The sequence below is a fragment of the Planomonospora algeriensis genome, assembly GCF_977012225.1.
This window is the reverse complement of the sequence record NZ_CDRNDK010000171.1, coordinates 1-12,307: the sequence shown is the minus strand read 5'-3', so window position 1 is coordinate 12,307 and position 12,307 is coordinate 1. Positions and strand designations below refer to the sequence as shown.

12 protein-coding genes are annotated in these 12,307 nt (G+C 71.7%); 7 read left to right on the top strand and 5 right to left on the bottom strand.

Annotation, left to right across the window (positions count from 1 at the left end; genetic code table 11):
* The first annotated feature begins 201 nt into the window (after nucleotides 1–201).
* The gene (locus ACWJ6R_RS18655) at nucleotides 202–966 is read left to right on the top strand and encodes a hypothetical protein (protein WP_449063447.1); all 765 of its coding nucleotides are present in this window, start codon (nucleotides 202–204) and stop codon (nucleotides 964–966) included.
* A gap of 1,304 nt (nucleotides 967–2,270) precedes the next feature.
* Here the strand turns inward: ACWJ6R_RS18655 and ACWJ6R_RS18650 are convergent.
* On the bottom strand, nucleotides 2,271–3,311 hold the full coding sequence (locus tag ACWJ6R_RS18650; protein WP_449063446.1) for a hemolysin family protein: 1,041 nt from the start codon (nucleotides 3,309–3,311) through the stop codon (nucleotides 2,271–2,273).
* Nucleotides 3,308–4,954 (bottom strand): hemolysin family protein, encoded by a 1,647-nt coding sequence (locus ACWJ6R_RS18645; protein ID WP_449063445.1) that lies wholly within the window; start codon nucleotides 4,952–4,954, stop codon nucleotides 3,308–3,310. The genes ACWJ6R_RS18650 and ACWJ6R_RS18645 overlap by 4 nt, the downstream gene beginning before the upstream one ends.
* Before the next feature lie 328 nt (nucleotides 4,955–5,282).
* Here ACWJ6R_RS18645 and ACWJ6R_RS18640 point away from each other — a divergent pair, with 328 nt between their 5' ends.
* From ACWJ6R_RS18640 to ACWJ6R_RS18620, 5 genes are all read left to right on the top strand, one after another.
* Nucleotides 5,283–6,569 carry an LCP family protein gene (locus tag ACWJ6R_RS18640; RefSeq protein ID WP_449063444.1) on the top strand — a complete coding sequence of 429 codons (1,287 nt, stop codon included), beginning with the start codon at nucleotides 5,283–5,285 and terminating at the stop codon, nucleotides 6,567–6,569.
* A 123-nt stretch (nucleotides 6,570–6,692) separates the two neighbouring features.
* Entirely contained in the window at nucleotides 6,693–7,265 is a 573-nt protein-coding gene (locus ACWJ6R_RS18635; RefSeq protein ID WP_449063449.1) for a DM13 domain-containing protein, read from the top strand.
* Between the two features lie 178 nt (nucleotides 7,266–7,443).
* Nucleotides 7,444–8,049, top strand: coding sequence for a TenA family protein (locus ACWJ6R_RS18630; protein ID WP_449063443.1), 606 nt, complete (start codon nucleotides 7,444–7,446; stop codon nucleotides 8,047–8,049).
* 57 nt (nucleotides 8,050–8,106) lie between these two features.
* Nucleotides 8,107–8,439, top strand: coding sequence for a rhodanese-like domain-containing protein (locus ACWJ6R_RS18625; RefSeq protein ID WP_449063442.1), 333 nt, complete (start codon nucleotides 8,107–8,109; stop codon nucleotides 8,437–8,439).
* 211 nt (nucleotides 8,440–8,650) lie between these two features.
* Nucleotides 8,651–10,021, top strand: coding sequence for a purine-cytosine permease family protein (locus ACWJ6R_RS18620; protein WP_449063441.1), 1,371 nt, complete (start codon nucleotides 8,651–8,653; stop codon nucleotides 10,019–10,021).
* Between the two features lie 34 nt (nucleotides 10,022–10,055).
* Here the strand turns inward: ACWJ6R_RS18620 and ACWJ6R_RS18615 are convergent, their stop codons facing one another.
* Nucleotides 10,056–10,643: a methylated-DNA--[protein]-cysteine S-methyltransferase gene (locus ACWJ6R_RS18615; protein ID WP_449063440.1), complete on the bottom strand. Its 588-nt coding sequence runs from the start codon at nucleotides 10,641–10,643 to the stop codon at nucleotides 10,056–10,058.
* A 265-nt stretch (nucleotides 10,644–10,908) separates the two neighbouring features.
* On the opposite strand from ACWJ6R_RS18615, the gene ACWJ6R_RS18610 reads away from it, so the two are divergent.
* Entirely contained in the window at nucleotides 10,909–11,358 is a 450-nt protein-coding gene (locus tag ACWJ6R_RS18610; protein ID WP_449063439.1) for an ATP-binding protein, read from the top strand.
* A 1-nt stretch (nucleotide 11,359) separates the two neighbouring features.
* On the opposite strand, the gene ACWJ6R_RS18605 is transcribed toward ACWJ6R_RS18610, so the two are convergent.
* Together ACWJ6R_RS18605 and ACWJ6R_RS18600 are read right to left on the bottom strand one after the other, a co-directional pair.
* Nucleotides 11,360–12,076, bottom strand: a complete 717-nt coding sequence (locus tag ACWJ6R_RS18605; protein WP_449063438.1) for a YidC/Oxa1 family membrane protein insertase — start codon at nucleotides 12,074–12,076, stop codon at nucleotides 11,360–11,362.
* A gap of 91 nt (nucleotides 12,077–12,167) precedes the next feature.
* The coding region (locus tag ACWJ6R_RS18600; protein ID WP_449063448.1) for a DUF6412 domain-containing protein at nucleotides 12,168–12,307 on the bottom strand (140 nt) is incomplete at its 5' end.

Below are 12,307 nucleotides of genomic sequence, written 5' to 3'. Positions count from 1 at the left end.
CAACAGGAATGATCAAGGAGAGCCGCGGGCTCCCTCAAGAGGCGATCTCAGCCCCCAACGGCCTGGCGAGTGCTCCCACCCCGATCAAGTTCGAAGAGCCGGATAAGTACAAGGGCCAGCAAAACACCTTCCCCTGCAGGTGGTGAGGAGGACAACATGAGCGCATGGACTGGGCCTGCCCATTTCCCACTCGAGGGCCCCATGCTGGCGGTGCTGCATGGTGAGCTGGAACCGCACCCCTGGCGGGACCCATCGGAAGCCGCCGATGCGTACGGACTCTTCTACGCCAGGTCGGAGGCGTTGGGATGGCTCACACCAGCCCATGCATGCGCCCCACAGGGCAGCTGGGCGATGAACGACGCGGGGCAGCCCGAGGACCCGAGTGCGTGGCTGCCGCAAATCGCGTGGTTTCAGGTTCAGGTCACCCATCCGCTGCACCCAGCTCGCCCGCTGCCGACTCAGGCGTTCCTGAACTGCATCGATGATGTGATGGCCCGCATGGGGATGCTGAACCTCAAGGCCGTGCAACTGCTGCTGCCCCTGCCGAACCTGGGCGACCCGGCCCGGCACTCTTCCATCGAAGCCCTCGGAGTGCTTCTACAGGCCGCTCGCTGGCTGACCGATGGTCCGCCGAGCAGAAGCACGCACGTCCGGGTGACCCTCGACAGTGGACAGGATCCAGCCATTATCACCGCAGCGCCCCACATGCGGGAGTACATGCAGGAATTACGGCAGAACGCCTTCCTGATGAGTTCCGCCGCCGGAATAGAACAGGACGCGCCCGTCCTGGAGCCTGCCGTCCAGGATGATGCGTGGGCTGGGCCTTCCAAGTATCGGGCTGCTTTTCACGGCAGCCTGGCGGAGTGGTCACTGGACGCAGTGGGATGGCTGGCCGGCTTCCTCTCCGAAGTCGCAGCCCGCCAGGGTGTGCACACGCCCCTGTTGTTCACCGCCATCAAGGCCTGATACCCGCAGGGTGTAGCTCGCTCTGAGGGAGCAGCTGAGCTGGAAGTTCGTGGTCCGGGCGGGTTGAGTAGCAAGCCACGTCTTACCTTCTGAGGCAAGGCGGTGATGGCGATGGGTTCGTTGCCGGAGGAACCGGCGCGGCGGATCTCCTCGGCCCGGGAACGGGCCGAGGAGATCCGGGAGCGGATCGAGCAGGCTGTGCCGGTGGCTGGCCGAGGCGGAAGAGCCGGTGTCCCTTCTGGTGATCATGCGTGAAACGGCGGCGGAGATCCTGGGCCAAGCGGCCGGCCCGCTCCCGTAGCCGCCCGGCACCGTCGTCGCGGGCTATCCGGACCCCGTGGACGAGGCAGGGGCACCGGACCGGGATCCCGGGTTCCGCGAATCGTAGACAAACGAGGCTCCTAAACTGGCGTTTGACCTGGGAGGATGGGCATGGATCGACTGGCGAGCGTGTGCCTGCACGCTCGCCTCATGCTCTCGCAGGTCAGCCTCCTACGCTCTCCCCTACCCCTGCGTCGGTCCTGGCTTGCCGTACGAAACCCGTCCCCGCAGAGGGCACACGCGGCATTCGGCTGCCCGTGTGCCTACCTTCTGCGGAACCCGGGGTGCTGTCCGGTGAACAATCCACCGGCTCATGCCCGGCTCGCGGAAGATGATCTCTGTTAGCCCGGAAATCCGGGCGGCGGATCCTCGCTGTCGGTGCTGATCAGAGGGTTTCGTCGGCGCCCCACTCTAAGTCGGCCCCGGCTGGTCGCGGACGAAAGTCCGCTTCCCCCGGGGCCTTTTCGTTGTGCCCTTCAGGGGGGGGCGACCCCCTGGAACCCCCGACGTGAGGGCTCCGCCCCCACTCCCCCGGCTGCGCCTCTCCTGGTGCGGGTCCATCGCTCTCTCCATGGGTTCGGGCTTCTCGTTGAGGTGAGGTCTCACGATTCGAGGGGATCGGGAGAGGTGAGGGTCTCTCGGTCCTCCGGGGCTGGACCGAGGAGCCTTTCATGTCCCGGGGCGGGTCCGGAGAGGCTGGCGTGGGGGTCTCCTGGGGATGGTCGGGTCCGGTCGGCTGGGGGCGGAGAAGAGGGCTCTGGGCCCGTGTCGGACGGTGTCCAGGGTCCTTTGTAGTCGTGGTCGCTTGTCGGTGACTTTCGGACGACTTGCAGGGGTTTTCCGGGCTGCGGTTTTACGCTGACAGAGAAAAACGGGCCGGAGAAGGTGACTTCTCCGGCCCGTCCGTAAATCCGGTCCATGCGTCCGGCCGTGGCTTCGTGACTCCGGGGCTCAGTGGCTTCGTGACTCCGGGGCTCAGTGGCTCAGTGCGCGACCGGCACCCGGACGTCCAGCAGCTCGCCGAGCAGGTCGGTGAGGCTGACCATGCCGACCACCTCGCCCGCGTCGCTGACGAGACCCACGTGCGCGTGGGCCTCCTGCAAGGAGGCGACGGCCTCCGAGACGGTCGTGGCCCTCTCCAGCCGCGGGATGGGGCGGGCCAGCTCGGCGGGGCTGGCCTCCGGACGGATCAGGACGTCCCTGACGTGCAGGACCCCCAGGACGTCACCGGCGTCACCGGCGTCGGCGGAGCCCACCAGCAGGCGCAGGTGGCCGCTGTCGGCGGCGGTCCGCCGTACCTCGGCGGTGGTGGCGTCGGGGGCGACGCGGACGGCCTCGGCGATGGGCAGCATCAGCCGCTCGATCGGCTGCTGGTGGACCCGCAGGGCCCGGGTCAGCAGGTCGTGCTCGTCGCGGTCCAGCAGCCCCATCCGGCCCGACTCGCCGACCAGCATGGCCAGCTGGACCGGGGTCCTGGTGGTGGCCAGCTCGTCCCTGGCGTGCACGCCGAACAGCCGCAGCGCGGCGTTGGTGAGGCCGTTGAGGGAGGCCAGCACCGGCCGGACCACCCGGGTGAAGCCGCGGAACGGCAGGGCCAGGCCCATCGCCGCGATCTCCGGGTGGGTCAGCGCCCACGACTTGGGCGCCATCTCGCCGACCACCATGTGCAGGAAGGTCACCAGGGCCAGCGCGATCACCAGCGAGATGGGGACCCGGAACGACTCGGGGACCCCGATCGCGCCGAAGACCGGCTCCAGGAGGTGCTCGATGGCCGGCTCGGTCACCATGCCGAGGCCGAGCGAGCACAGGGTGATGCCGAGCTGGGCGCCGGCCAGCATCAGGGAGAGCTCCCTGCCACCGCGTACGGCGGCGCGGGCGGCGATCCGGGTCAACCGGCCGCCCTTGCCCGCGAGCTCCTCCAGCCGGTGCCTGCGGGCCGAGATGACCGCGAACTCGGCGGCGACGAAGAAGGCGTTCCCGATCAGCAGGGCGACGCCGAGCAGCAGCGCTCCGGTGGTGCTCATCGGCCGCTCACCCGCCCGCTCCGCGCCATGGACCGCTCGCCGGACGTCTCGCCGGACGTCTCGCCGGGCGTCTCACCGGACGCCCCACCGGGCGTCTCACCGGACCTTCGGCCGGAGTCCTCGTGGGAGTCCCGGCGGGAGCTCTCGGGGGAGTCCCCGGTGGAGTCCTCCGCGAGGGCCACCCGTCCGGGTGCCCCCCGCCCCGCCGTGCGCCCGGCCGTCTCCGTCCTGGTCGTCTCCGTCCCGGCCGTCTCCGCCCCGGCAGGGGCGGGACCGGACAGGGCGGTAGCGGCGGAGCCGGCCGGGGCGAGCCGTACCCACTCGGGGACCCTGCGGTGCACCGAGAGGACGGTCAGGACCGCCTCGGCCTCGTCCGGGCCGTCGGCCTCCAGCGGGTCGCCCTCCATGGTCAGGGTGACGGGCACCGCGTCGCCGGGCTCCGCCATCCGGCCGAGCACGGACAGGACCAGTCCGGCGATGGTGTCGTAGCCGTCGCTCTCGGGGAGGGACAGGCCGGTCGCCCGCTCGACCTCGTCGAGGCGGAGCGTGCCGGGCACGTCCCAGGTGCCGTCGCCGCCCGCCACCACGCCGGCGGGCTCGGGGTCGTTCTCGTCGACCAGCTCGCCGACGAGCTCCTCGGCGAGGTCCTCGACGGTGACCACGCCGGCCAGCCCGCCGTACTCGTCGATGACGCAGGCGAGGTCGTCGCCGGCGGCGCGCATGCGCTCCAGCACGGCCGGGAGCGGCAGGGAGTCGGGGACCAGCAGGGCCGGGCGGGTGATCAGCTCCAGCGGCTCGTCGCCGGTCAGGTCCGAGCGGAGCAGCTCGCGCACGCCGGTGACGCCGACGATGTCCTCGGCGTACTCACCGGTGCGCCGGCAGAGCACCGGGTAGCGGGAGTGGCCGTGCTCGCGGACCGCGTCGATCAGGTCGGAGATCGGGCGGTCGTCGCGGAGCAGCACCACGCGGGGGCGCGGGACCATGACGTCCTCGGCCGTGCGGTCGCCGAACTCCAGCGCGCGCTCCAGCAGCTCGGACAGGCGCGGCGGCAGGTCGCCGGTCGCGCCCGACTCGGCGATGATCCGGGACAGCTCCTCGGGGCTCGCGCCGTGCTCGACCTCCTCGACCGGTTCCACGCCGACCCTGCGCAGCAGGCCGGTGGCGGCGGAGTCGAACAGCCGGATGACCGGCCCGGCGACCTTGAGGTAGACCAGGGTCGAGCGGGCCAGGAACTTGGCCACCGGCTCGGGCCGGGCGATGCCGAGGTTCTTGGGGGCGAGCTCGCCGAGGACCATCTGGACGATGGTCGCCACCGCGACGGCCAGCGCGATCGCCACGCCGGGCACCGCGCCCGCGGGCAGCCCGACGGCCTCCAGACCGGGGCGGATCACGGTGGCGATGGCGGGTTCGGCGATGAATCCGACCAGCAGGGCCGTGACGGTGATGCCGAGCTGGGCGCCCGAGAGCATGAAGGACAGGCGCCCCGTCACCTCCAGCGCGCGACGGGCGGCGGCGTCACCGGCGTCGGCCTGTTCGCGCAGCACACCGCGGTCGGCGGCGACGAAGGCGAACTCCTGGGCGACGAAGTAGCCGGTGGCGGCGGTGAGGAGCAGTACGGCCAGCAGGCCTAGAGCCGTGGTCACCGGGCGGCTCTCCCGATCAGGTCAGTGGGTCCCGTGCACGCGCACGGGCAGGTACTCCACGAGTCCGGAGTGGACACGATCATCCTTCGAGTGGTTGTCGTCCTCTACGGTAACGATCGGGATGGTGATCGATGTTTCCGGATGGGCCGACGATCAGGTTCTCGACCGTCCAGTACCCTTCTGAGTACTTTTCCACAGGGAAACCTTGACGACGTCTCTACGCGGGTGAGAGCCACGAAGTAGCGTCGATGGTGACGATTCCCTCGTTCCCGCCGCCGGTTGGAAACGCAGGGCTGGAAGCGGCTTCGAGAAGTGGCGGAGATTCGACGTGGGTGACTGGCAGGAAGACGACGACCGCACCCGTGCGCTGCGGTCGCCCGTGCCCACACCCGTGGCGCGGGACGAGACCACACCCCGGGCGGTCTCCCGGGTGTACGGCAAGGCACGGCAGGGCGGCACCCCCGTCCGGCCGCTCCCGGGCTCGTCCGGGTCCCCCGCCGGGCCCGCGGGCTCCGTGGGGAGCCCGCCCGGAACCCCTCCCGGAGCCCCGCCCGGAGCCCCCTCCTCCGGTGGGAAGGGCGGTTTCCGCATGCCGAACGTGAGCCTGCGGCCGAAAGGCGGCGGGGGATCGAAAGGCGGCGGGGGATCGAAAGGCGGCGGGCGGCCGGGCCGGTGGTTCCTGCGGATCCTGGCGGGCCTGGTCGTCCTGCTGCTGGTGCTCGCCGTCGGCGGATACTTCACGATCGACTCGCGGCTGAAGCGGATCGAGGCGCTCGGCGACTACGAGGGGCGGCCCGCCGACACCCCGGGCACGAACTGGCTGCTGGTCGGCTCCGACAGCCGGGAGGGCCTGACCAAGGCCCAGCGCCGCAAGCTCGCCACCGGCAGTTCCGTGGGCCGCCGCACCGACACGATGATGCTGCTGCACATCCCCGACGGCGACGGCCGCCCGACCCTGGTCAGCCTGCCGCGCGACTCCTACGTCCCCATCGAAGGCCACGGCAGCGACAAGCTCAACGCGGCCTACGCCTACTCCGACGGCGGGCCCAAGCTGCTGGCCAAGACGGTGGAGCAGGTCAGCGGACTGCGGATCGACAACTATATGGAGATCGGCTTCGGCGGCTTCGTGGGCATCGTGGACGCCATCGGCGGCGTCGAGATCGACGTCAAGCAGAACATCAAGGACCCCAAGGCCGGGATCAACCTGAAGAAGGGCGTGCAGACGCTCGACGGCGGCACGGCCCTCGGCTACGTCCGCACCCGCGCGACCGGGGCGATCCCCGACTTCGACCGGACCCAGCGCCAGCGCCAGTTCTTCTCCGCCGTGGTGAAGAAGGCCGCCAGCCCGGGCGTCCTGCTCAACCCCTTCACCTCCGTCCCGCTGGCGTTCAGCGCCACCGACTCGGTGGCCGTCGGGACGGAGACCGGCTCGTTCGACCTGCTCTCCCTCGCCCTGGCGATGGGGGACAACCCGGTCACCACGGTCGTGCCGATCGGCTCCCTGCCCACCATCGGCGGCCAGTCGGTCGTCAAGTGGGACCGGGAGAAGGCCCTGCGCATGTTCAAGGCCCTGGCCGAGGACAAGCCGGTCCCCAAGGACGTGCTCGGCAAGTAGCGCCCCGGCGGCTCCGCCGGCTCCGGCGGACGCCGAACCGTAAGCACCACGTAACGGCCGGGCCGGGATCGCGGGCGTACCTTCGGGGCGAAGCCGACAGCACGCCGGGAGGGCCCCGTGAGGATGAAGAGACTGCTCCGCCACCCCATCGCCTGGGCGGTCCTGGCGCTCGGCGCCGCCGGGCTCGCCGTGGCCCTGTACCTGTTCCAGCCGTGGCGGCTGTTCACCACCGTCGAGGTGAACGAGCCGCCGCCGGTCGCGGCCGCCGCACCGGCCTCCCCCGCGCCGGGTGCGGGCACCGTGGCTCCGGCCGCCCCGGACGCGCCCTCGGCGACGCCCGCCTCCGCGCCGAAGACCCTGGCGACCGGCACCTTCGTCTCCCACGAGCACGACACGTCGGGCACCGCCGAGCTCCTGGAACTGGCCGACGGCAGCCGGGTGCTGCGGATCGAGGACCTGGACACCTCCGACGGGCCGGACCTGCGGGTCTGGTTGAGCGACCAGCCGGTCAAGGAGGGGCGGGCGGGCTGGTTCAACCTCGATGACGGCGAGCACCTGGAACTGGGCGAGCTCAAGGGCAACAAGGGTGACGCCAACTACGCCGTCCCCGCCGGGGCCGACCTGGACGACCTGAGGACCGTCACCATCTGGTGCAGGCGCTTCAGCGTCTCCTTCGGCGCCGCCGCGCTGACCTGACCCGGCTGGACGTGTCCGGAGAGCCGCACACCGCGCCCGGCAGGGACACCGTGCTCCGGTCCCGGCGGCTGGTCGTTCCGGTCCCGGCCGGTCGTCCCGGTCGCGCCTCGGCCCGTCGGCGTGCCCCGCCGTACCCCGGTACGGCGGGGGCGGCGGGTTCTGCGACAATCCCCGGCCTATGAGCATCTCTGAGGAACTCCACGTCATCGGCCGCCCCCTGCTCGACGCGCAGCTGGCCCATCCGACGGTGGCCGGGATCGCCCGGGGCGACCTGGCCGAGCCGGTGTTCCGGTCGTGGCTGGAGCAGGACTACCTCTTCCTGCTGGACTACGTCCGGGTGTTCTCCCGGCTGGCCTGGCAGGCGCCCGACGGGCACCTCGGCGACCTGGTGGACCTGGCCCACGCCACCTTCCACGAGGAGCTGGACCTGCACCGCTCCCTGTCCGCGGAGTTCGGGGCCGACCTGCCGGGGGCGCGCAAGGGGCCGGCGTGCGCGGCCTACACCGCGTTCCTGCTCGACTCGGCCGCCTCCTACGCCGAAGGGCTGGCGGCGCTCTACCCCTGCATGTGGGGCTACTCGACGCTGGGCCGCGTCCTCGCGGAGAACCCGCCCGCCGAGCCGCGCTACCGCGCCTGGGTCGACACCTACGCCCACCCCGGCTTCGCGGAGCTGACCGGGCGCATCGCGGTGATGATCGACGAGGCGGCGCCCGACCCGCGGCGGGCCAGGGAGCTCTTCACCGAGGGGATGGCCCACGAGCTCGCCTTCTGGGACGTGCCCTGACCTGCGGTGGGGGTTCCGGCCGAGGGCCGGGGCGGGGTGGTCCGCCGAGGGGGCATCATGGGGGCCATGAGTGTTCCCGAGGTCGAAGTGCAGGCCGTACCCGATGAGGCGTTCCTGCTGGACGTGCGCGAGGACGACGAGTGGCGGGCGGGGCACGCGCCCGCGGCCGTGCACATCCCGCTGGGGGAGTTGCAGGCGCGGGTGGAGGAGGTCCCCGGTGACGTCCCCGTCTACGTGGTCTGCCGGGTGGGCGGGCGTTCCGCGCACGCCGCGGCCTGGCTCAACCACGTGGGCCGGGACGCGGTCAACGTCGGGGGCGGCATGCAGTCCTGGGCCTTCGCGGGCCGCCCGATGGTGAGCGAGACCGGCCGGGACCCGTTCGTGGCCTGAAGGGGCGGGATCGGGCGGGGCCGGGCCGTCGGACCCCGGCCCCTTGTGTCGAACGGTACGGATGGCATAATCCGGGACGGAATATCTACCGCGGGAGCTCGGGCGGAGCCGGGCTGAGAGGGCGGAACCACGCGGAGGGCCGGAGAAGGCCCTCCCGCGCGCCGCCGACCGCATGAACCTGTCCGGGTAATGCCGGCGTAGGGAGCGCGTGATGACGTCCGACGTCGCCAACCCCGGGGCCGACGCCAAGCATGCGGAAGCCCCCCTCACCCTCGACGAGGCTCCGCCCAAGGCCCTCGGCGTGCTCGACCAGGGCGCGCTCTGGGCCAATCTGGGCGTCAGCCTGCTCGGGTTCTCCGGCGCGATCGCGCTGATCGACCCGCTGGGCGACCGGCCGCTGAGCTTCCTGGCGGCCGTGACGGCCGCGGTCGCCGGCAGCCTCATCGGCACCGCGATGGTGGCGCTGGCCGCCATCCCGGGCCAGCAGACCGGCGCCCCGGCCATGGTGCTGCTGCGGGGTCTGTTCGGCGCACGGCTGTCGTACGTGCCGACCGTCCTCAACATCGTCCAGATGCTCGGCTGGGGAGCGTTCGAGCTCTGGGTCATCGCCCAGGGCGCCCAGGCCATCGCCGGCTCCTTCGGGGCCGAGGTGCCCTACGCGGTCTGGGTGGTGCTCGGTGGAGTGATCACCACCGCGCTGACCATCCGGCCGCTGGGCGCGGTCCGCCTGCTCCGCCGCTTCGTCACCGCCGGTGTGATCGTCTCGATGGTCTGGTTCGCCTACGCGCTCTTCAGCCGGGATCCGGCGATCGGCGCGGGCACCTGGGAGGCGTTCGCCCCCTCCGTCGACTACGTGATCGCGCTGTCGGTCTCGTGGGTCCCGGTCGCAGCGGACTTCGCCCGCTTCTCCCGCTCCGGCCGGGCCGCCTTCACCGGAGTGGTCGGCGGCTACACCGTCGCCCAGGTGGCCTGCCTGACCCTGGGCATCGCCGCGCTGGCGCTGGTGGGCAACGACCCGGACAAGGTGTGGGACCCGTTCGTGGCGGCCTCGCTCGGCTGGCTGTTCTTCGGCATCCTGGTGCTGCGCGAGACCGACCAGTCGTTCGTGAACGTCTACTCCACCGCGATGTCCCTGCAGAACCTGCTGCCCCGGCTGGACCGCCGGATCATCTCGGTCGGCACCGGCGTCCTGGTCACCCTGCTCGCGATCTTCGTCAGCGCCGACACCTACACCGCCTTCCTGGGCCTGATCGGCGCGGTCTTCGTGCCGATGTTCGCCGTCCTGGCGGTGGACTACTTCCTGCTCGGCGGCGGGAGCCGCTGGGACACCTCGGAGAGCGCGCCCTCGCGCTGGCTCATGGTCCTGCCGTGGGTGCTCGGCTTCGCGGCCTGGTGGATGCTGGCCGCACTGCCGACGGCGCCGGAGCTGGCCTGGTGGACGGCCTTCTGGACGGGCGCGCGGGACGCGGTCGGGCTGGTCCCGCAGCCGTGGATGAGCGCGGCCGTCGGCGCGTTCCTCGTCGCGGGCCTGATCACCCTGGGCGTCGGCGGCTTCCGCCACCGGCTGGGGAACCGCCGCTGACGGTCCGCCGAGGCCGCACCGGCCTCCCGGAGCGCTACCGGGGGCGGTTGCGTCCCTCGATGCGGAGCAGCCGCTCCTTGGCCTTCGTGCCGCCGGCGTAGCCGCCGAGCACGCCCTCGCCCTCGACCACCCGGTGGCAGGGCACGATCACGCACACCGGGTTGGCGCCGAGCGCGTTGCCGACCGCGCGCAGCGCCCGCGGCCGGCCGATCCGCTCGGCGATCTCCCGGTAGGTGGTCACCGTCCCGTACGGCACCGCGAGCATCATCTGCAGCACGGTCCTGGCGAACGGCGTGGCGAGCTGGAGGTCGACCGTGGTGGTGAAGGCGCGCAGCCGGCCGGAGAAGTAGGCGTCCAGCTCCCGGCGGACGGGATCGAGCCGCCGGGGGTCGGGCCCGATGAACGAGCTGACGCCCCGGGCGACGCGCTCGAAGACGACGTTCTCGTCCTCGTAGCTGCAGGCCGCCACCCCCCGCCCGGACACGGCGATGATCAGCCGCCCCACCGGGCCGTCGTGGACGCCGAACGCGACGTCGGGATGCCGGTCTCCGACGTAGGTGGGCGAGGTCACCCGCAGCAGTGCGTCGAGATCGCCGGATGACCCGGATGACCCGGATGACATGTCCCACCCTCTCCCGTCCAGGCGCGTGGTGACGGCAGCGTATCGGACGGTTCACCGGGCCGGGTCCGGCGCGGTGGGCTCCGACACGCCCGGCTCCCGTTACCGGCCGGGACACGCCGGGGTGGTAACGAGGCGGCAATGGAAGTGCCGATCTATTGTCGAGCGTGCACAAGCTGTAACCGGTCTGCGGTTTCTATGACTATCTAACGGGGCATTTCGGTCGTACTGGGGTGTGCTCCTCAGGGGGGAACAGGGATAGGGGGAGGTGGGTCCGTCGAGCGTCGTCTTGTTGCCGTATGCACCGTCCAGCGTCGCCGTCGCACGTCAGTACCTCAGCTCTGACCTGCAGGAATGGGGCGTCTACGAGACCGTGATAGATGACGCCGTGCTGGTGGTGAGCGAGCTGCTGAGTAACGCGCTCCGGCATGCGCACCCCCTGCCGTCCGGGCAGATCAAAGTGGCATGGCAGTGCACTGACGGATATGTCGAGGTAGCTGTGAGTGACGGAGGCTCGGCCACCGAGCCCCGCGCGGGGAGAGCCGCGCTCTCCTCGCTGGGGGGCCGGGGGCTCGGCATCGTCGAATATCTGGCCGAGAACTGGGGGGTCAAGCACGAAGGGGACGTCACCACCGTGTGGGCGGTCGTCGCGACCGTCGACACGGTGAGCAACGGTCATGCCTCCGTTCCCTCACCCGCCATCCGGGAGTGCATCTGAATCAGGCGGGGGAGGGGGAGGCCCGGTGCAGCACCGCCCTCTCCCCCGCCGTCCAGGCCGTCGTGACGAGCAGGTAGACCCCCGCCGCGAGCGGCAGTACGGCCGCCGCCAGCAGCGTTCCGAACGGGAGCAGCGGCATCAGCCTGCGCAGGGCCTCCGGCTGGACCTCCTGGTCCCCTTCGGCCATCGTGCGCCGGATCCGCCGCGACGTGATCGCCGCCACGGCCAGCAGGAGCAGGAAGAGCCCGGCGAACACCAGGGTCGGGCCGCTGAGCAGGCCGAACCCGGCCACCGTACCCGCGAACTGCTGCCCCAGCGGCACGCCGAGCAACCCGTGGGTGAGCAGCGCGTTCGCCTGCCCGGCGATGGTCGACGAGACGAAGACCTGGTACATGACCGTGAAGAACGGCAACTGGGCCAGACCCGGCAGGCAACCCGCCAGGGGCGAGGCGTTCTCCTCGGCGTAGAGGGCGGCCAGTTCCCGCCGGAGCCGCTCGGGGTCGCGGCCGTGACGGTCCTTCAGCTTTCTGATCCGCGGTGCGAGCCGCCTGCGCACGCGCTCGCCCCTGGCCTGCATGACGCTGAGCGGGAGCAGCAGGAGCCGGACGGCGACGGTGAACAGGACGATCGCCAGCGCGGTGGAGTCCAGCGGACCGGCGAGCGCGGTGATGAGGTCGGCGGTCAGGCCGAGGACGGGATCGAACACGAGATCGAACACGGAGGGGCCCTTCTGAACGGCGCGGAGTCGGCACAGAAGGCACCCGCGATCCCGCCCTCCCCGGATCGGGGAAGGGCGGGTCCTCAGGGGTTCACGCGGGCGCCGGGCCCGCGGAGGGCGCTCGCGGACGGGAACGTCCGGGAGCGCCGGGATCGCACTGCCGTACGAAGACCGGGGACGCGGCGCGGCCCCGCCCGAACGGACGGAGGCCCGGCCGGGACGCGGCGGCGG